17 protein-coding genes and 1 pseudogene are annotated in these 19,453 nt (G+C 43.9%); 14 read left to right on the forward strand and 4 right to left on the reverse strand.

All coding sequences use genetic code 11. From position 1 onward, the window contains the following. The first annotated feature begins 123 nt into the window (after positions 1-123). Positions 124-795 carry a hypothetical protein gene (locus ABEQ74_RS12050; RefSeq protein ID WP_430122424.1) on the forward strand — a complete coding sequence of 224 codons (672 nt, stop codon included), beginning with the start codon at positions 124-126 and terminating at the stop codon, positions 793-795. 178 nt (positions 796-973) lie between these two features. On the opposite strand, the gene ABEQ74_RS12055 is transcribed toward ABEQ74_RS12050, so the two are convergent. After that, positions 974-1,564: a TetR/AcrR family transcriptional regulator gene (locus tag ABEQ74_RS12055; RefSeq protein WP_430122425.1), complete on the reverse strand. Its 591-nt coding sequence runs from the start codon at positions 1,562-1,564 to the stop codon at positions 974-976. A gap of 331 nt (positions 1,565-1,895) precedes the next feature. On the opposite strand from ABEQ74_RS12055, the gene ABEQ74_RS12060 reads away from it, so the two are divergent. From ABEQ74_RS12060 to ABEQ74_RS12100, 9 genes are all read left to right on the forward strand, one after another. Beyond that, entirely contained in the window at positions 1,896-3,083 is a 1,188-nt protein-coding gene (locus ABEQ74_RS12060; protein ID WP_430122426.1) for an MFS transporter, read from the forward strand. Between the two features lie 429 nt (positions 3,084-3,512). Continuing rightward, positions 3,513-4,079: an NAD(P)H-dependent oxidoreductase gene (locus ABEQ74_RS12065; RefSeq protein WP_430122427.1), complete on the forward strand. Its 567-nt coding sequence runs from the start codon at positions 3,513-3,515 to the stop codon at positions 4,077-4,079. 539 nt (positions 4,080-4,618) lie between these two features. After that, a complete protein-coding gene (locus ABEQ74_RS12070; protein ID WP_430122428.1) occupies positions 4,619-5,605 on the forward strand; it encodes an ABC transporter substrate-binding protein in 987 nt (328 codons plus the stop codon). A 152-nt stretch (positions 5,606-5,757) separates the two neighbouring features. Then, positions 5,758-7,344, forward strand: coding sequence for a helix-turn-helix domain-containing protein (locus ABEQ74_RS12075; protein ID WP_430122429.1), 1,587 nt, complete (start codon positions 5,758-5,760; stop codon positions 7,342-7,344). 168 nt (positions 7,345-7,512) lie between these two features. Further along, positions 7,513-8,550, forward strand: a complete 1,038-nt coding sequence (locus tag ABEQ74_RS12080; RefSeq protein WP_430122430.1) for an NAD(P)/FAD-dependent oxidoreductase — start codon at positions 7,513-7,515, stop codon at positions 8,548-8,550. 259 nt (positions 8,551-8,809) lie between these two features. Further along, the gene (locus ABEQ74_RS12085; RefSeq protein WP_430122431.1) at positions 8,810-9,577 is read left to right on the forward strand and encodes a DeoR/GlpR family DNA-binding transcription regulator; all 768 of its coding nucleotides are present in this window, start codon (positions 8,810-8,812) and stop codon (positions 9,575-9,577) included. Positions 9,578-9,720: 143 nt separating this feature from the next. Continuing rightward, a complete protein-coding gene (locus ABEQ74_RS12090) occupies positions 9,721-10,593 on the forward strand; it encodes an EamA family transporter (protein ID WP_430122570.1) in 873 nt (290 codons plus the stop codon). A gap of 38 nt (positions 10,594-10,631) precedes the next feature. Further along, entirely contained in the window at positions 10,632-11,504 is an 873-nt protein-coding gene (locus tag ABEQ74_RS12095) for a metallophosphoesterase family protein (RefSeq protein ID WP_430122571.1), read from the forward strand. Between the two features lie 558 nt (positions 11,505-12,062). Continuing rightward, the gene (locus ABEQ74_RS12100) at positions 12,063-12,386 is read left to right on the forward strand and encodes a hypothetical protein (RefSeq protein WP_430122579.1); all 324 of its coding nucleotides are present in this window, start codon (positions 12,063-12,065) and stop codon (positions 12,384-12,386) included. On the opposite strand, the pseudogene ABEQ74_RS12105 reads toward ABEQ74_RS12100, so the two are convergent. After that, a pseudogene (locus ABEQ74_RS12105) lies at positions 12,311-12,753 on the reverse strand (Lrp/AsnC family transcriptional regulator). The gene ABEQ74_RS12100 and the pseudogene ABEQ74_RS12105 overlap by 76 nt on opposite strands. Positions 12,754-12,985: 232 nt before the next feature. Here ABEQ74_RS12105 and ABEQ74_RS12110 point away from each other — a divergent pair. Continuing rightward, on the forward strand, positions 12,986-14,056 hold the full coding sequence (locus ABEQ74_RS12110; RefSeq protein ID WP_430122432.1) for a serine hydrolase domain-containing protein: 1,071 nt from the start codon (positions 12,986-12,988) through the stop codon (positions 14,054-14,056). Positions 14,057-14,886: 830 nt separating this feature from the next. On the opposite strand, the gene ABEQ74_RS12115 is transcribed toward ABEQ74_RS12110, so the two are convergent. Next, positions 14,887-15,495, reverse strand: a complete 609-nt coding sequence (locus tag ABEQ74_RS12115; protein ID WP_430122433.1) for a TetR/AcrR family transcriptional regulator — start codon at positions 15,493-15,495, stop codon at positions 14,887-14,889. A 145-nt stretch (positions 15,496-15,640) separates the two neighbouring features. Here ABEQ74_RS12115 and ABEQ74_RS12120 point away from each other — a divergent pair, with 145 nt between their 5' ends. The 3 genes from ABEQ74_RS12120 to ABEQ74_RS12130 all read left to right on the forward strand — a co-directional run bounded on the left by ABEQ74_RS12120 (position 15,641) and on the right by ABEQ74_RS12130 (position 17,947). After that, a complete protein-coding gene (locus ABEQ74_RS12120) occupies positions 15,641-15,847 on the forward strand; it encodes a hypothetical protein (protein WP_430122434.1) in 207 nt (68 codons plus the stop codon). A 239-nt stretch (positions 15,848-16,086) separates the two neighbouring features. Continuing rightward, on the forward strand, positions 16,087-16,662 hold the full coding sequence (locus ABEQ74_RS12125) for a TetR/AcrR family transcriptional regulator (protein ID WP_430122435.1): 576 nt from the start codon (positions 16,087-16,089) through the stop codon (positions 16,660-16,662). Positions 16,663-16,729: 67 nt separating this feature from the next. After that, complete coding sequence (locus ABEQ74_RS12130) at positions 16,730-17,947, forward strand: MFS transporter (protein WP_430122436.1); 1,218 nt, start codon at positions 16,730-16,732, stop codon at positions 17,945-17,947. A 511-nt stretch (positions 17,948-18,458) separates the two neighbouring features. On the opposite strand, the gene ABEQ74_RS12135 is transcribed toward ABEQ74_RS12130, so the two are convergent. After that, the gene (locus tag ABEQ74_RS12135) at positions 18,459-19,349 is read right to left on the reverse strand and encodes a helix-turn-helix domain-containing protein (RefSeq protein ID WP_430122437.1); all 891 of its coding nucleotides are present in this window, start codon (positions 19,347-19,349) and stop codon (positions 18,459-18,461) included. Positions 19,350-19,453 lie beyond the last annotated feature (104 nt).

Below are 19,453 nucleotides of genomic sequence, written 5' to 3' on the forward strand. Positions count from 1 at the left end.
GGAATAAAATTACAATATTTGATGAGAACCCCTTTTCGATGTGTTATGATTTTTTTATAAATCATGGTTTGAATTTTTCCAGATGTCTGGTAATTACGTCTAAACGAAAGGTGATTCATAATTATGGTGTCAAATAGTAGTGGCTTTAAAAAACTCCGGAAAAGTTTGTTTATTGGTACAATGGCTTTTGGTTTATCAACAATTATTGCTTGTACTCCTAAAGAAGTAAAACAAACAGAGTTAATAACTGATACTAATCGCCATTTAATTGGAAAAGAATCAAGTGGTGATTATATGATATATCGAAACGGGGTATATATTGATTCTAATGGAGTCGAGTACTCACCAGAAGAATTAAAGAATAGAACACGAAATAGTCTTCCTGAGAACCGGATTATCACAGAGACAATGGAAGAAAATTTTATACCTCCCTCAATTTTTGAAATAGAAACAAAAGAAAAAAACGGAGTATTTATTTCCCCTGAGATCATTACTGTAAATGGTTCAGTAAACGTCTTAACAGATACGAATGGAAGGGGATGGGAGCTAAAAGCTGGTGACTCTGTAGAATATGAATTTGAAAAGTATAAATCGGAGGTGGTCGAATATCAAAATATATTCATTGGTTATGTTAAAGACGGTGTTCTAAATCCATGGCAAAAATTCGATCAATTAATGGGGAATTACAATTTAACTATTGAGGAATCAGGGCAATATTACTTTTACATAATAAATGCAAGTTCTGATACGATTGCCTTGAAAGAGGGAGCATTAAGGCTCACAAAACATAAATGATATTTTTTTATATTTTTTTGAACCATAATACATTAGGGGACGTTAGGAATACGGGTTCCGAATTAAAGAGATATAGATTCCGTTTAACTCAAAAAAAAAGACCCAACTCCTCGCGAAGGCGTGAGAGTGGGTCTTTTTTGGTATGCATCTTGTTTTTATACAGCATTAGCGACAGGCCCTATTCCAGCAGTTCTTTGGCTCCGTTCATCACCAAGGGCATACTCTGTTCAACGAATGATTCCGCACTTATTAGCCCACCCTCATTGTTCCAGACGTAAGCCAATCCATACATACCCCAACTTAACATAATAGAAGCTGTATTTATTAAGAATTGCTCGTGTGGACTCGATTGTGTCTTGTCCTTGTCAATAAAGGAAAGAAGTATCGCTTGAATTTTTTCCTTTATTTGAGTTTCAAAGACAGCCCCGAGTGATGTATTTCTTCTTTTGCACATCGTGCTTAGACTCTTGTGAAAATCGCATACACCCAGAAAGATGCTCTGAATGGTTTCTTCATTCAATACTTCGTGACCGCTTATTCTACGATTTATAATTGTCATAAATGATTCCATGAGTCTAGCCTCAAGAATTTCGAATTTATCTATAAAGTGCGCATAAAACGTCGCCCTGTTAACCGTAGCCCGCTCTGCTATATCCCTAACGGTTATCGAGTCAAAATCTTTTTCCTCAATTAAAGAAGCAAAAGCGTCTTGAAGAAGTCGCCGTGTACGTATCACACGAGGATCAGCTTCATTCTTTTTAACTGTCATAGTTAAACTCTCCCCTAATAAAACGACATTATAGAAATGGTGTTGTCTATACAACGGTTCACGGCTATTGATGATTGCTCACATCTGGTTGGAATTATAACATATGAATACAACGTATGTTGTTCAAACAACAAATGTTGTATACCGCTTATCCAAAAGGAGGAGAAACATGTCAGTTTCACAAACCGTCACTAATGATGGAGCACCAACCATTTTTGATGTTATTCGAGAACCAGGTTAGAGATTGGAGAATCATAACGGGCTAGTATCGATGCAATTAAAGATTGTTATTAAAAAAATAGTTATTTAAAACACATCAGGAGAGTGAATTATGAAGAGCACATGGAAAGTTTACGTCCTAGCCTTAATTAGCTTTTTAGTTGGAACATCCAATTACGTCATTTCTGGGATATTAGATCGGATCGCGGAGACGCTGGGAACAAGTGTTGCGACAGCAGGCCAGCTTATCACGGTGTATTCCCTGGCCTATGCGATCGCCACACCTATATTGATGGCGCTGACGGCCAAGATGGATCGGCGCAAGCTCCTCCTTTATTCGCTAGGTCTCTTTATTGCGGCAAATCTGCTGACCTATACATTGTCCGGCTTCGGTCTTTTCATTGCCGCGAGAATCATAACAGCAATAGGCGCCGGGGTAGTCACCGTTAACGCGCTTAGCATCGCCGCCAAAATCGCTCCGCCAGGTAAGCAGGCCAGCGCCATCGCTAACGTCACTATGGGCATTACAGCTTCGCTCATCATTGGCGTCCCGCTCGGCAGAATGGTAGCCTCGGCTTTTGGCTGGAAAGCAGTATTTCTGGTCATCGCAATTGTCGGGGTCATCTCCATGCTTATCATAGCTGCGGTTTTTCCACGTATGCAGGGCGACAAACCTGTCCCATTAATCAACCAATTTGCTTTGTTAAAAAAACCTCAGGTTTTGGTAGCTTTAGCGATTACTTTTTTCTGGTTGGGAGGATATTCCCTAGCCTATACCTACATCACCCCTTTTCTGCTAGAGGTGACTCATGTAAATGAATCATTGATAAGTGCAGCTCTGTTCGTGTTCGGCATTGCCAGTTTGATTGGCTCAAAAGTCGGTGGCTACAACACGGACAAACGTGGCATCAAATCCACACTCGTTTCAGGGATGGTGCTTCACGTCATTTCGTTGATTTTGCTATCTTTAGTCGGACAGTCGGTCATTGCCGTATTCGCCATTTTAATCCTCTGGTCTTTTGCCGCCTGGTCATCCGCACCTGCCCAGCAATTTAACCTGGCCTCGCTTGTTCCTGAATCTTCGGGAGTAATGCTGAGCTTGAACAGTTCCATGATGCAGCTTGCCATGGCAGTTGGCGCAGGAATGGGCGGGCTCATCGTTAACCGTGTTTCTTTGGCATCCATTACTTGGTTCGGGGTACTCGGCGTACTCATCGCCATCATTGCCGTGTTTGTTTTGTTCAGCATGTTATCACGGTATTCGGCGGGGCAGTCAGTGGGTAAAAAACTGCAGTCATGATGCATGCATCTAGATGGTTACATGGGGGAATTAATTGGTCCGTCAACCCGCTGCTAAGTTGCGTGCTTAATTGAAATGGTGGCTAGAGAGAGCGAGAGAACGAGGGAGGTTCGCACCAGAAAGCTTGGGAAATGATGATCTAGCGGTACCGGTACCGGAATTTATAAATCAATAAGGGTTGCATTATTGGAAAAGATAACATAAAATATCAACATGTTAGTGATTGATCAATCACACAATTCGAAGACTACCTCTCATTGAATAAGATAAACGATTCCTCTTAACGACCTCATATTTGTAAAAAAGTCTTTTACCAGGGATCTAGATAGGCAGTTCCTACAAATATACAATGTATTCGTTACATTCGTTAATTGTAATTGATCAATCAATAATTCTTATAATGCTTGCAAAATGAAAGGAGACCTCCCTATGAACGATTTGATTGTGTATGCCCATCCGAGAAAAGAAAGTTTTAACCATGCCATTCTGGAGACTACAGTCCGAGGACTTCAGGAAAAAGGGCATGAAGTTGTCGTGCGCGATTTGTACGCGATGGAGTTCCAACCCGTCATCAGTAGTAGTGAAATTTTGGGTGGAATCGGCGAGGACATTGAACAGGAGCATGAATATTTGAAGTGGGCGGACGTCATCACTTTCATCTATCCGATTTGGTGGACAGGACTACCTGCAATCGTCAAAGGTTATATTGATCGGGTCTTTACTTACGGATTTGCCTACCGCTACGTGAATGGAGAACAGAAGGGATTGTTGAAGGGCAAAAAAGCCTTCATTATTAACACACAAGGGAAATCGCATGCCCAATATGCAGCCATTGGCATGGATAAGGCGCTACTATTAACTTCCGACAAAGGTATATTTGAATATTGTGGCTTAGAGGTATTGCACCATGTAATTTTCGAGTCTGTACCGAGCTCCGACGAGACGACGCGAACGGCTTGGTTGAAGCAAATCGAGGAGTTAATAGGCAAAGCGTAAGTAATGTTTTAGAAGATAAGGAGAGGGACGAGCGGTTAGTTTTGTCGAGGGACAAGAACATGGACTCATTAAAGTCGCTATTTTAGCGACTTTTTTGTTTTTTCGGTACAAGTTCGTGTCCAGAGCCAAGGACAAGAACATAGTCCGATTACCGATTTGATGGTGATCTAAAGTCACTCGCCGAGTTCAAGCAACTCTTCGCTTATTGTTCCGAATGTCCGTATTTGTTTCGGGATCAAACCACCGCAAAAAGCCACTAGATCTGCTTGGTTCATTAGCAGTATTGGAGGGTTTAGAGGACATTAAATGTTATGAAAATTTTCATCATAGTCTGTGACCCGGTCGAGGGTCATGTATGTTTTATTGTTTTTCGTTAATAGAAGTGACGAGTTTGTATAAAGCCTCTCGTAGAGAATGTATATTGAGCATGTAATCCAATTTGGGGTAAAATCAACTCAAGCATAATGATAATGATTATCATTATTAATTAACGAATTGTTTTGCTACAAAACATAAAACTTATGGGAGTGGATTAAATCATGGCAAGTTCAGGATTTATGAAAAAAGGATGGATATCACTTATAACGGCAGCAATGATTACGGTGACAGGTTGCGGCTCGACAGGCGGCGCTACCGATCAGCCTGGACAGGCAACCGTAGCTCCAAGCGAATCTCCGCCTCAGACGGAAAAGCGCGTCGTAACCGATGCTTTCGGAGAGGTAGAGATTCCGACAAATCCAAAGCGAATCTCGGCTCTTTATCGTGAAGATTATTTGGTTGCACTTGGGGTAACTCCTATTGTGCAATATTATAACCCAATGTGGGGCAAGCAGGATTATTTGAAGCTGGAAGTGCCGTTGTTCGACGTGACCGGCAGCATCGAAGCTATGCTTGTGTCCGAGCCGGACTTGATCATCGGCGCCGGGGAGGTCGATGCAGCACAATACGAGCTTTATTCCAAGGTTGCGCCGACGTTCCGCTTGCCGGACGACGTACTTGCGGATTCGCGCAAAACATTGACCTTAATCGCCGAATTGCTTGGTCTCAGCGAGAAGGCGGAGCAGGTTCTTGCCGATTACGAAGCCCGTATTGTCGATGTGAAGGCGAAACTGAACGCGGCGATTGGCGATGAGAAGCTTGTTGTTCTGCGAATGAATGTCGTAGACAAATCGATGAATATTTTCGGCATTCACAACACGTTTGTTGGACAAATCTTGTATGAGGATCTTGGTTTGAAGGCACCGGGCTTCGCCGAGGCGATGACCGAGGGCAATATCGTATTGTCGAAAGAGGTTATTCCGGAGCTTGATGTGGACCATATTATTTTGCTTCCATCCAACGGGACCTGGGAGGAAGAGAGCAACACGAAAGCGCTTGAGGAAATGAAGGCAGATCCGCTATGGCAGACCGTTCCTGCATTTAAGAACGGCCATGTATATCCCGTAGAAAGATCGTATTGGCAGACGGGAGCCATTACGGCCAACGGATTGAAGATGGATGATTTACTTCGATTGCTGGCTTCTTAGCAGGAAATAAGAGTGATTGAGTTCATTGGCTGGACTCATCGCCATAAGTGAGAAAGAGCCGCTACTCAACGAAGGTTGATGGGCGGCTCGTTTTGATTTACACTATATTCATTGAGAATGAATATCAATTAAAAAGGAAGTTGATGGTAACGATGGATATTGAACAGCACAAACCAGCTGGGACTGCTCCAGTCCATTATGTGCTGCGTTCAATCCGCTTGATCGTTGTTGGCGAGCAAGCAGACATAAGTGATTTGGACGGCAGCGATAGAAACGATAAGGATAGCTTTGAACTGTTCATTATAACGAGCGGGACGGGACAAGGAAAATGCTATTTGCAGGGACCTGGGAGATCTTTATCTATTGTTCAAAAGGTTAAAAGCTGCAGCTATTACCGATTGTGTTTCGAAACGAGCGGCTATGATGCAGCTTCGAGCTTGCTGCCGGATAAGCAAGAGCTGGCCTGCGCACCCTTTTCTAAGATGGTGGAGCTGCTTGATGAGTTATATGGACTCCGCTGGGCGACAGGCGGGCTCGAGCTGTTCCAACGTTTTGTGAGATTTCAAGAGTTGCTGCTCTTTCTATTTCGCCAAAATGGACCTGCAGCCGAGGATGAGGGAACGGATATCGAGCGGCATGGGGTAGAGCTTAGCATACGGCATATTCATCAGAATTACCGAGAGCTTCTGACCGTGGAGGAGCTGGCCTCTCTCGCAGGCATTGATCGCTGGAAGTATACTCGTCTGTTCAAAGAGGCTACGGGTCAAGTGCCGCTCCAGTTTTTGAATGAAGTACGGATTAATGGAGCCAAGAAGTGGCTGGCAAGCACCGATGACAGGCTGCTCGATATTGCGCTGAATGTAGGTTTCAACAATGAATACTATTTTAATCGCCGTTTCAAGCAGACGGTTGGCATATCGCCCGGACAATACCGTCGCAGCCGCAAGGGAAAGCTTAGAGTAGTAGCGCCGTATTTGGAGGATTTCATAGTCGCGCTGGATATGCAGCCTATCGCTCAATATTGGCATGCGAAATGGGGAAAACAAGACTATCTAGGATTAAACCATATTCCGACGTTCGATGAGAACGGCGGCAATTTTGACGCGCTTTCCGGTTATAAGCCGGATTTGATATTGCTTATGGATCGTTACCAGCAGCAGCAATATTCTCAGTGCCGACGCATATCCAACACGTGCATCCTGCGTGAGCAGACCCATAATTGGCGTACGCTGCTGCGTACCGTCGCCGATTATTTCGGTCGCACGGAATTGGCCGAAGATGCTATCGCAAAGTATGATTTCAAAGCACGGAGCGCGAGTCTTATGCTGAGTCAGGTTATGAAAGGTGAAACGGTCGCATTTTTGCGTATCTCGGCGGACCACATCATTCAATATACGGATGAAGGGCAAGGCTTTGTTTCGACTGTTCTCTATGGCGATGTTGGATTGCGCTCCCACTCCGCAGTCGGTGTAGCTTCAAAAGCGAATAGGCCGGGCATGTTCAATCTCTCTGTAGAGGACCTGCGTACATTAACCGCGGATCATCTGTTCATTACTTTCGATAAGTGGCATAGCCAAGCAGAAGGAAAGGAGAGGGAACTGCTGGAGCAGCCAGAGTGGCGTGATCTGCCCGCTGTACGAAACAACCGCGTTTACGAGGTTGATTTTCTAACTTGGATGAATAACGGAATTATTTCCAACGGTAAAAAAATCGATGATATACTGCGTTCGTTAGCTTGATTTGGTTTTGCTTGCCACTCAAAGGTCTGCATCCTCCATTTTTGTATTTTGTATAAAGCAACCGTCGATTTTGTCCATTGTTAATGTCACGTCGCCGAGGCTACAATTAGGTTGATAATGATTATCATAGCATGGACGTTTCATGAGCCGGCTGGAGGAGGACATCAATTGACTGAGCAGCTTGAATTATACGATGTGACAATTATCGGCGGTGGCCCTGCGGGAATGTATACTGCCTTTTATAGTGGAATGCGGGATTTAAAGACGAAGTTAATAGAAGCTAAAGACGAGCTGGGCGGGCGGATGCTTATTTATCCCGAGAAAATGATTTGGGATGTTGGAGGGGTTACACCGATCCTGTGCGAGAAGTTAATCGCCCAATTGTCGGAGCAGGCGAAGACGTTCGACCCGACAATTGTATTCGGCCAACACATTATCGGATTGGAGAAACAAGCGGATTCGACGTACATTCTGGAGGCGGCAACAGGGGAGAAGCACTGGACACGCACGGTCATTCTGGCTATCGGCCGCGGCATTCTGCGAATGGCGAAGCTGGAGCTGGAGGGAGCTGAGCGTTATGAGGTGTCCAATCTTCACTATACCGTGCAGGAGCTAGAGCCTTTTAGGGGGAAACGAGTGCTTATTTCGGGTGGGGGAAACTCCGCTGTCGATTGGGCGAACGAGCTGGTTCCCATCGCTGCTCAGGTCACAGTCGTGCATAGGCGCGACCGCTTCGGCGGACATGAGAAAAACATTGTTCGAATGAAGAAGTCTTCTGCCGATGTGCTTACACCATATGAAGTCACGCAGTTATACAGCGGCAACGGAAAGACGATTGAACGGGTGAGGATTACCCATGCCGAATCAGGGGACTCGCACGAGCTAGAAATAGACGAGGTTATCGTCAACCACGGGCTGAAGTCCGATTTTACAGGCATTAAGGATTGGGGACTGGATATGGACGACTGGAACATATTTGTAACCCCGAAACTTGAGACGAACTTGCCGGGCATATTCGGGGCTGGCGACTTCGTCAATTACGAAAGCAAGCTCAACCTCATTGCAGGGGCGTTCACGGATGCGGCCTTAGCGCTTAACAGCGCCAAACATTACATGGATCCCGAGGCACCAAGAATGGCTTATGTATCGTCGCATAATGAGAGGTTTAAAGAACGGAACAAAGCGCTTGGCGTATCCGATGAATAGCAGGGTCTGCTATCATTAGAGCGGACGAGAAATCTATTCTACCTTTATATGGTGTATGAGAGATGTCGGAGGACATGACATAGACCTATTGAGAGTCGCTATTTAGCGACTTTTTTTATTTTATCAGCACAAGTTCTTGTTCCGAGTCATGAAAAAAACAAAAAGTAGTTAAAATTAATAGATGAATGTGTGTTTTTGTGTTTTTGTGGTATTCTTGTATTAGTAAATGATCGTAGTCATATTATTGGGGGAAAATCGAATGCTTGTACATGATCGGCATCAACAAATCATGCAGCTCCTTCATGAATTCCAATCGGTCAAGACATCGGAATTAATTGCGCAATTCGGAGTTTCTTTCGAGACGATTCGAAGGGATCTGGAATACCTGGAACAGGAAGGCTTCTTGAAAAGGGTTCATGGAGGGGCGACCCTACCCGCAGTGGACTATCAGATAGAGCTCCCTTTCACCGTACGAGAGATGAAGAGACTTCAAGAGAAGCGCGAGTTGGCCCAGATTGCCCTCCGCTACGTGGAAGAAGGACAATCCTTGTTCCTGGATGTAAGCACCACAAATACTGAATTCGCCAAAGCATTGATGGCCCGCTTTGATCGATTGACGATATTGACAAATTCCTTTCAGATCGCCTCGATACTCATGGTAAAACCCCAGTTCACGATTATCTTTATCGGAGGGGTGGTACGCAACTCGGAATGTTGCGTGGTTGGCGATTATGCCGAATCGTTCGTCTCACAGTTTCATGCCGACCTGTTCTTTATGAGCGTAAGCGGCATATCCTTGACCGAAGGCTTGACGGATTACGGCATAAGTGAGATTCAATTGAAGAAGAAGATGCTGGAGCGGACGCAAAGGGTCATCGTGTTAGCAGACAGCAGCAAGTTTAACGCAGTTTCGCTCACACCGGTGTGCAGCTTGGATAAGATTGAGCGGATTATAACGGATTCCCGGCTAGAACATGGTGTTCTTGAACGATACAAGGAGGCGGGGGTCAAGATCGATTGCAACTAATATCACAGGAATAAGCAGAACCTTTTGTCAAGGTTCTTTTTTTTGTTCATTTTGAATTGACAGTAAGAATTCCCCATGATAATATCGGAATCAAGTTGTATATATGTGTATTTGTGTGTGAATAAGGGTTTATTATTGTGTTTATGAGAGGAGAACTAATTATTTCACTTGCAGTATTATTGGTACTGGGCTCTGGTATGGCGCACGCGGTATGGAATATGTTGGCTAAGAAGAGCGAGAACAAGCAGTTGTTTTTATTTATCATATATATTCCTACTACGCTTGTTCTTCTCCCAGGCTTTATTGCCGAAATCGCCGCAGCAAATCCACCTTTATCAGGTTATATCCTGTTATTCCTGTCTCTGTTAATTCAGGCGGGATATGCTTATTTCTTATCCAAGTCCTTAACCTTTGGCGACTTATCCCAGGTTTACCCGATGATGAGAGGGATATCCACTTTCTTATTGCCTCTTTGCGGAGTCATCCTCCTGAACGAGCGGTTATCCATCTGGGGATGGCTAGGACTCGGCTTGATTGCTTTCGGCTTCATACTATCAAGCGGCATCTCGATGAAGAAGCAACGATTTCAAGTCCCGAGAATAGTGCTTTTCAATACTGTAGCCGTAGGATTCTGTACGATGTCGTACGTGATGGTAGACAAAGTGAATCTCCAGCATTTTTCCCCAACTTTGCTTCTGGAGATTTCCAATATCGGATTTATGCTGGGTCTCGCCCCTTTTATCCGCTTCGGGGAAGTACGCTGGTTGAGAGAGATGAGAGAGCATGGAAAACTACTGGCAGCAGGTGCAATTCTTTCACCAGGCTCCTATTTGTTGTTTTTGTTCGCCATGAGTATGTCGCCATTAACATACATAGCACCTCTTCGAGAAATTGGAACCGTTTTCGGCACCCTGATGGGAGTGTTGTTACTAAAGGAAGGAAAGGGGGTACTGCGAATCGTATCGGCAAGCATCATTTTTACCGGCATCTTGCTTGTAGGCATGTTGGGAATTTAATTAGACATCATGTTTGAAGGAGGAAGAAGAGCTTGAATATGCAGAATGAAGAGGGAAGAAACCGGGAGGGGAGCGTGCTGCTCCAATTTCAGGTGATTACCGATACGCACGTGAGGTCAGACCCCGGACATACGTACAATCGCAATTTGGCAAGGGCGCTCGAAGATATTAAGCGGGTGGCGCCTGACAGTGACGGAATTATGCACGCGGGCGATATTACTGACCAAGGGCATACAGAGGAATATGCGGAGTTTCAAAGAATATGGAGGGAGCATGGTGCCGGATTGCCGGTCAGTTATTTTGCTTCAGGCAATCACGATGTCGGTCGGGGACATTGGCTTTCCCGATTGGGAGCTTATCAAGATGCCACGAGTATGAATGGGGCATACCACGATCACTGGGTGAATGGGTATCACTTTATCTTCCTCGGAACCGAGGAAGGGCTAGAGCTATTCGCTTCTTTGTCGGAGACTCAGCTGTCATGGCTGGACAGCAAGCTAAACGAGAGCAAGAACCCGGCTCGTCCGGCCTTTGTCTTCCTGCATCAGCCGCTTAAAGATACCGTCGCGGGATCTTACGAGTCGCAGCGGTGGTATGGGGTTACTCAAGATGAAGCGCTCAAGGAAGTGCTCTCCAAGCACCGGCACGCAATGCTCTTCACCGGACACACTCACTGGGAACTAGAGGCGCCTTATACCATGTTCGATGGGCAGGAACGATTACCTTATATGTTTAACGCCGCGTCGGTTGCATACTTATGGACGGACGAAGACGAGCATAAGGAAGGGAGTCAGGGGCTGTTCGTCGAAGTTTATAAAGATCGTGTCATCGTCAGGGGGCGGGATTTTGCTGCTGGCGAGTGGCTTGAGAACGCCCGATTTGAATGTAGAATACCTGAGCAGCTTGAATAATTGGAACATGTTTTAAAAGCACCCTCCATCGAAGTACATCGGTTCATTAGAGTGAACACGGCTGTCGGATTGATGGAGGTTTTTTCATGGAGAAGTAAGTCATGGTTCGAAAAGCTGCTAAACGCCATTAGCATGGCCTTAACTTCATTTATTGTGAGTGGGAAAAATATGACGGAGGACAAGAACATGATCCGATTGCCGATTAGGTATAATTGTGCTTACTTATGTTTTGCTTCGTCAAAGAACTTAGGTGATTCTCATGTTCTTTATTAAACTAACGGGGAACGATAGTCCAAAACAGCGAGGAGCAGATGGCTGGTTAGCAGCTGCTCCATTTTTCGCTAAGCTAACGGGCAGATTAGCACAACCATAGTATCTGAAAGTAAGCAGACCACTAAAATAAAAGTAAACATTTCAAAATAAATGGATTATCCTTGTGATAAGTTTCAACTACCTTTAAGGCTGTATGCAAAATGAGAGCATAATTCTGTAAGCTTATCAAAGATAGCAAATGGACATCTGAGCTATCTCAAAATACAGCATAAAGGAGCATTTTTTGTGATCTCGAACGAAATGTATACTGTCAAAGATGACATCGATACTGAAAAGGAAAGTCTGCCTGCAGGGCTACTGCCCCAGATTGCGAGTGATTTTGACGTAACGCAGGCGCTTGCCGGACAACTTGGTTACGTTATTAATGAAAATCGATCGTCAGGAATCCGTTGCAAAAGCTTCAATTATAATAGACAGACCGCCCAATCCATGGAACGGATAGATGGGGCGGTCTCTGAATATATGCGCAATGCTCAGATGAGAATATTGGTTCCTTCGATGAGGTTTTTATGTGCAATAGGCGAAGACATTGCAATCAGTGTCGTATAGGTCCCGTATTTATCACACTGATCTCCGAACGCTTCCAGGTCTGCAATGGAGTCTGTCATAACTTTTAACAAATAATTGTGTTCCCCGCTTACGCGATAACATTCCACAACTTCGGAAGAAGAACGGCAGAATTCAAGGAAAGCATGGCATTCCCTGGTCCGAAAAAGTAGATACGATGTACTTTGTTGCCGAGTTTTTTTGGATTAATAATGGTACGGTACTCTTCAATTACTCCGTTTTCTTCCATACGTTTCACGCGTTCCGTGACGGCTGGCTGTGATAGCCCCACCAACTTTCCTAATTCGGTTATGGATATGCTGGCTTGGTTCTCCAGATGAAAAAGAATATTTTTATCGATCTGATCCATATTATCGCATCCTTTTAATATTTAGGTTAATTGAATATCATAGTTACCTGGATCGCGTTAAGGGCGACATGGTGTCGAGGAACTGATTAAATGAATCCATTAAGACAACGGGGCAGGAAAATTGAGAGTTGGTAACGAATACATAATTCGGATTTTCAAAAATAGGTTAATTAACGTGATTCAACTTTCGAGTAATGAATGAATCATAAAATTATAAGGAGTAACTTTTACTATGGAGGATTTACAAGATTTTGTTTCAGATTACACGAAAGATAGGAAACATATACATCTTGTTATCGGGATTATTAGGAAGGGAGATACTGAATACTATTCATTTTGTAATACTAAAAAGAAAAGTACGATCTCTCCTGAAAATATGTTGTTTGAAATCGGCTCCATAACCAAACTTTTTACATCCATACTTTTATTAGAAATGGAACGTGAAAAACTGGTTTCCTCGAATGACTTTGTTGGTAGGTACTTGCACAATGTTGAAAACGAATACTTGAATAAGATTACCTTGAAAAATCTTGCTACTCATACCTCAGGATTACCGATATTGGCAACAAATCACTTTTTGGCTAAAAACAAATTAAATCTGTCTAAAAACAGATTGAATCCTTATTCAAATTATTCCGAGGATGATTTGACTGCTTTTTTATCTAATGCTGACTACACCGATAGCATTGGTTCGTTTGAATATTCCAACACCGGTATGGGCTTACTCGGAAACATTCTATGCAAAGTGTCAGGAAGTACGTATGACGATCTGTTAAAAAAATATATAACGGGCCCATTAAAGATGGGTGAGACAGCCGTAATCCTTGATTCAGAACAGAAAAGCAGATTATTGAATGGGCACACTTCAACCGGAAAAAAAGTCCCTCATTGGGATCTTTCTGTTCACGAAGGTGCGGGCGCGATTAAGTCATCTATTAGAGATCTGAGTTTATTTGTCCAAGCCAATCTAAATGATGATAATCCGTTAGCCTCTACACTACAAAAAAGTCATATCCCTATATTGAATGGAGATTCCAACCGATATTTTGGCTGGGGCAATGATAAACTTCTAGAAAAAGATATTCTCTGGCATAACGGGGCCACATATGGTTTTAATAGTTATTTAGCGTTGATTAAGGAACTTGGAATAGGGATTGTATTACTGTCAAATTATTGTTATGCATCAATTTCCATTGTTGATCATTATGTTGATCAATTAAAAAAATGGATTACTAAAAAAGAGCCTTCTCAAGGAGTTTTTGTAGACCCTATAGGTAAAAAAATAATGGAAGCAATCGTGTAGAAATAATAGGTTTCCATGCAATTTCATTAAGCTAACAGGCAGGATACTTCAATTGCTCCTTGTCGAGGGACAAGAGCATAAGCCGATTACCGATTAGCCAAGCATCTAATTATGTTTTTATGCAACTAACAGGCTGTAGGGATGATTAAAACAAGGATGAGATTAAGAAACCCTATCCATTTGTTTCTGGTAAATCCGTTTCAGAAGTATGACTTCATATCTTTGATGAATCTGGACAAACCTATTTGTTTACAATTGAAGAACACAATGCATTTGGCTATAAGATAGAACGAGATGTCACTAGCATTGATATTCGAAATCGAACAAATACAATATGAACTATGTTGAGGATTTTAAAAATACTATTCTTTAATTATTTGGGGTACTACGATGCCTTAATTTTCTGGTCCCTCTTATTGCGATCGTGATTAGCGTTCACTTTTTGGAGAAACGATTACTAACAAGATGCTAGTGGGACTAATTATCATAGGTATTGCACTTGTAAACCTCAAAATGAAATCACTGCAAAAGCGGGGCAACATGCTAAGGGGGATATGTAGGCAAGGCAGGGGTAACACACAATCGTTATTACTATATTGTTGCAGACAGTCCTGTCGGGAGACAAGAACATGTTCCGATTGTCGTTTAGAGATTGCTCTAGGTATATAAAAAAAGATAAGACAACTATCATTACAATAGTTATCTTATCTCCAGGCTGTCGAGACTTTCTCGACAGCCTGAGGCACCCGTTAGGGTGCCTTTTGACTTCACTTTATATGTGGTACGGTAAAACGTACCACATATAAAGTGAAGTTTTTTCGTCTACATGCTTATCCATCCGTAGCTTGCGAGCATAACTCCTGAAGATGGCGGGCGACGATCTGCTCAACAGTCTCCGGTGTGTAGAGCTCCGGGCGGAGCAATGCGAGAATCGTCAAGCCTTCGACAATCGCGGCCAATCTTAACGTTTCGAGTTGAATGTCAACCGAAGAGGGGAGTAGCTTCGCCTTGGCTAGAATTTCGAGGACGGATTTAGTCAGGTAGTGGAGTCCGTCCGTGAGCTCGTCTTTTTTAGCTTGTAATGCCAAACTAGTGAGGGATCGGATGGCGAAGATCCACCAGACTCCGACGGCAGTTCGTTTTTCCGCATCCAAAGGGAGCAGTTGTAACAAAATTTCCCTCGCTGCCTTCATCGGAATAGGGCTTACATCCAGGGACCCCTCTGCTCTGGCAGCTCCTCTTGTCAAATAATAATCCACGATAAATAACAACAGCTCGTCCTGTGTTGAAAAATAATGCCGCAATGCGCCGGGCGACAACCCTGCCGCAGCTGCAACGGCACGGATTGACGCATGTTCGATCCCTTTTTCTTCAATAATATTCCATGCTGATTCAGCGATCATTTTTCTTTTTTGTTCGTGGTCCACAACTTTCGGCAACGGTAAACGCCCCCCTTGTTTTATTTAACACACTGTATTAAAATAATTAATACAGTGTGTTATTTAGAATTTATTTAGTTATATCGCGTTGCAGTTATCACGTCAATAGTACTGGACTTTGCTGTGATTGACGGGAGGGGATTCAATGCAAGAACATATCGATGGATTTTTTCGTCTTCATTGCATCTGTTATAGTTGCAGAAGAGAGTTTTATGTCATTGAGGGGACTCAGGCTTATGACCGTGTGAAACGAAATTCCACAGGAATGCATTGCTGCGAAGATTGCAAAAACAAGATCGAGCTTGAAGCACGACTGCAGTTCGGAAGACGACTTTTGACAGGCAGAGATTAGGTTTCAAGACAGAAGAACGGGCCATCCTGAAAAGGATGGCCTTCATACTTGCCGTTACAGGCAGCGCGGTGGACCGTATCATAAGTAGGGTGAAATATTGAGGTGTTGCCGAAGCCACTCACTTAAAAGTCTGTAATCCATCTTATCCCAGCCTGAGCTAACTTTCATATCTGCAGAAAATACTGGACTTATCGTTCCGGAAAAGCGTATACTTTACCTACAGAAACGGAGGGAGAACCATGGGACGCTACAAAGAGTTTGATAAAGAAGCGGTGCTTCATAAAGCAATGCTCGTTTTTTGGAAGAAGGGCTACGAAGCGGCAAGCATTCCCGATTTGCTGGAAGCTATGGATCTTAGCAGATCAAGTCTGTACGAAACGTTCGGGGACAAACAAACGCTTTATATCGAGGCGATCAACTGGTACAAGAAGTGGAAGCAAGCCAAACGGGACATCCTCGTCAATGCGACATCCGCAAAATCGGGAATCCGGCAGTACTTCGAGATACACATCGATTCCGCCTTGGACGGCGAGTCGCCGAAGGGCTGTCTCATTACTAATGCAGCAGTCAGCATGGATTCGCCAGATGAGCAACTGAATGCGTTGATCAGAGAACGGTTTGACGAGTTGGAGCAATTCTTCTACGAGTTGCTGCGCAAAGGTCAGGAAACGGGAGAAATCATGCCTGAGAAAGATATCAAGACTTTATCTTATCTGCTCTCAAACCTGAATCATAGTATAAATATCGTTGCGAAGGTGCAGGGTGACCGCAGTAAGATGCAGCAGATGATAGACATGGTGATGGAAATGCTATAAACATTTTTTTTGCACATTTCGGAACGAATGTTCCAGAAAATTTCTGGTGAGCAAAGGGGGACTTTCTATGCATTCAGCTTCCATTCCAACGGAAAAATCGGTTTCGCCATCGCTGATTTTTATCCTGGCAGCCGCTTGCGGTATCATAGCGGCAAATCTTTATTATGCTCAACCATTGATAGGCTCGATCGGTTCAACCATCGGGCTCTCCTCCGGGGCTGCCGCACTCATCGTTACGTTGACTCAAGTCGGCTACGGGATCGGCTTGTTATTTATCGTACCGTTGGGAGACATCCTGGAAAATCGTAAGTTGATCCTTTCATTATTGCTCCTTACAGCCGCCGTTTTGACAATTGCCGCTGTAATCAAAAGTGCCATCCTGTTCCTCACCGCTTCACTAGTGATCGGAGTAGGTTCTGTAGCAGCACAAATCCTTGTGCCGTATGCGGCTCATCTTTCACCTGAAGCCGTGCGCGGTCGCAATGTGGGCAACGTCATGAGCGGGCTGTTTCTGGGGATTATGCTCGCTCGTCCCGTTTCAAGCTTGGTGGCGGAGTATATGGGCTGGCGCGCCATATATTTCATCTCCGCAGCATTGATTTTCGCGCTGGCTCTTGCATTGTCAAAGGCACTACCCTCAAGGAAGCCTTCGACCGCTACAACTTACCCGGCGCTCCTGCACTCCATGCTGCATCTGCTGAAGGCAACACCGGCATTGCGCCGGAGGGCAATTTATCATGCTTGTGTATTCGGAACGTTCAGTTTATTCTGGACTACAGTTCCGTTGGTATTGACAAGTCCGCCGTTTCATTTCACTCAGAAGGAGGTCGCTCTGTTCGCATTAGTCGGGGTAATGGGGGCAGTTGTGGCACCAGCGGCGGGCCGTATGGCAGACCGTGGATGGGTTCGTCCGGCTACGGGATGGGCATTGGCCATCGTTATCTTATCCGGACTGCTTCCCTTGCTGGTTCCATCAAGTTCTGCACTAGCAGTCCCCATCCTCGTAGTTGCGGCGATTTTACTTGACATGGGGGTTTCCGCCAACATGGTTCTCGGGCAGCGGGTGATTTTCTCTTTAGGAGAGGAATTTCGCAATAGGCTTAACGGTTTGTATATGGCCATTTTCTTTTTAGGGGGCGCTATCGGCTCTGCGACAGGGGGATGGGCTTACGCAATGGGGGGCTGGGAGGCGGCACTATTGATCGGAATCGCCTTACCGGCCATAGCCATGGCGTATTATGCGACGGAGTTTTCGAGATTAAGGAAGGAAAATCTCATGGATTGAGGAGCACAGTTGAGTAATCCACACGTTCTAAGCTAACGAGGAACATTAGCTGAATAGTGCAGCGGTATTCTAGGGCAATTATGCCCAAGAATACCTGCTCCAAAAAGCTGACACCGTAAAACATGGGATGGGAGGAGATTATCAGCTCTGTGCTTTAGATCGCCTATATCCAGAGCCGCTTATGTCGGGGTATTAGAACATAGCCCCATTGAGAGTCGCTATTTTAGCGGCTTTTTTGTTATATCGGTACAAGTTCTTGTCCCGAGCAAATGACAAGTACTTGTACCGATTACCGTAGAGGACAAGAACATGAGCCGATTATCGATTAGATAAGTTGCCACAAAATATCTAAAAAGACGCTGAGAGCACTCCGTAAGAAACCAGGTTATTCCTCTACGTAAAGTCCGTACTCCTGGTTGTTTGAATTTCTATATTACGGGTTTTTGAAAAGATATTTGATTGAAAACCGTTGTGATTCGTCTTTTTACAAACGTTTTTTTATTAGCTTCATTCAAATTGAGTCGTTATCCATAAATTTTCTCCGATAATTTTGCGGAACTACACCCATCTGCTTACGGAAAATGGAAGAAAAATAGCTAGCGCTCTGAAAACCGCAAGCAAGTGCGATTTCACTTATGGATCTTCGTGTTTCTGTTAACATTTCGCAACTTTTTTGAAGGCGATATTGAGTGACATAGTTGTTGGGCGTCTGGCCCACATACTTATTAAATAATGTGCAACAACGGCTTCTGCAAACAGCTCCTGCAGAGGCGATCTCCTCGAGAGTTATTTTTTGGTCATAGTTTTGATGAATGAAACGAGTCATTTCCTGAACATGCGTCAATACTCCAGGTTGCCCAGAAATGGGTTGCAAATGATCCCCTATTGTTGCACACAAAGATAAAGCCTGTGATGCCAGACGAAGCGGATTGGGAGGTGTATGGTCCTTGTGCATTTCCTGATAGATTTCTTGAATGGACAGTAAAATTCTTTGCTGCCAATCAACCTGATCTGTAAGCACAACAAAATCAGCCATCATGAAACTAAACTTTTCCCCCCAGTATGTTTGAATAAATGAAGGCTTCTCACCAAGGATAGAGGGATGAATGACGGCAACAAGGAATAAACAATCGTTGTGGTCTGCAAGAGAATAACCAAAATGCAAACGTTGACTATTCACAAAAAGTCCATCTCCTTGATGCAATCGAATGATACTTCCATTAACAGAGAAATCCATCGATCCTTGAAATACGTAGATAAACTCTATGTCCAAATGCCAATGCGCTACTGCCGCATGATTGTTAAATTGATGAAGGCTTCCCTTTTTAACATAAAGCGGTAAATCAGGAAGATTGTATTTCAAACGCTCTGATAAATCAGAAAACACCTCTAAGTTTGTCATCAACAAAATCACCCTATGAATATATACGATTTTTACAAAATTATAGCCAATATTAATGGAAATAACAACGATGTTATCCTATCCTTATATTGTGGAAATCAGCA

Source organism: Paenibacillus solani (assembly GCF_050475945.1).
Lineage (GTDB): Bacteria > Bacillota > Bacilli > Paenibacillales > Paenibacillaceae > Paenibacillus_AQ > Paenibacillus_AQ solani_A.

Bases quoted from the DNA above. Each gene is read 5' to 3' on its own strand.
- ABEQ74_RS12050 (WP_430122424.1), top strand. From the start codon at position 124: ATGGTGTCAAATAGTAGTGGCTTTAAAAAACTCCGGAAAAGTTTGTTT.
- ABEQ74_RS12055 (WP_430122425.1), bottom strand. From the start codon at position 1,564: ATGACAGTTAAAAAGAATGAAGCTGATCCTCGTGTGATACGTACACGG.
- ABEQ74_RS12060 (WP_430122426.1), top strand. From the start codon at position 1,896: ATGAAGAGCACATGGAAAGTTTACGTCCTAGCCTTAATTAGCTTTTTA.
- ABEQ74_RS12065 (WP_430122427.1), top strand. From the start codon at position 3,513: ATGAACGATTTGATTGTGTATGCCCATCCGAGAAAAGAAAGTTTTAAC.
- ABEQ74_RS12070 (WP_430122428.1), top strand. From the start codon at position 4,619: ATGGCAAGTTCAGGATTTATGAAAAAAGGATGGATATCACTTATAACG.
- ABEQ74_RS12075 (WP_430122429.1), top strand. From the start codon at position 5,758: ATGGATATTGAACAGCACAAACCAGCTGGGACTGCTCCAGTCCATTAT.
- ABEQ74_RS12085 (WP_430122431.1), top strand. From the start codon at position 8,810: ATGCTTGTACATGATCGGCATCAACAAATCATGCAGCTCCTTCATGAA.
- ABEQ74_RS12090 (WP_430122570.1), top strand. From the start codon at position 9,721: ATGAGAGGAGAACTAATTATTTCACTTGCAGTATTATTGGTACTGGGC.
- ABEQ74_RS12095 (WP_430122571.1), top strand. From the start codon at position 10,632: ATGCAGAATGAAGAGGGAAGAAACCGGGAGGGGAGCGTGCTGCTCCAA.
- ABEQ74_RS12110 (WP_430122432.1), top strand. From the start codon at position 12,986: ATGGAGGATTTACAAGATTTTGTTTCAGATTACACGAAAGATAGGAAA.
- ABEQ74_RS12120 (WP_430122434.1), top strand. From the start codon at position 15,641: ATGCAAGAACATATCGATGGATTTTTTCGTCTTCATTGCATCTGTTAT.
- ABEQ74_RS12125 (WP_430122435.1), top strand. From the start codon at position 16,087: ATGGGACGCTACAAAGAGTTTGATAAAGAAGCGGTGCTTCATAAAGCA.
- ABEQ74_RS12130 (WP_430122436.1), top strand. From the start codon at position 16,730: ATGCATTCAGCTTCCATTCCAACGGAAAAATCGGTTTCGCCATCGCTG.
- ABEQ74_RS12135 (WP_430122437.1), bottom strand. From the start codon at position 19,349: ATGACAAACTTAGAGGTGTTTTCTGATTTATCAGAGCGTTTGAAATAC.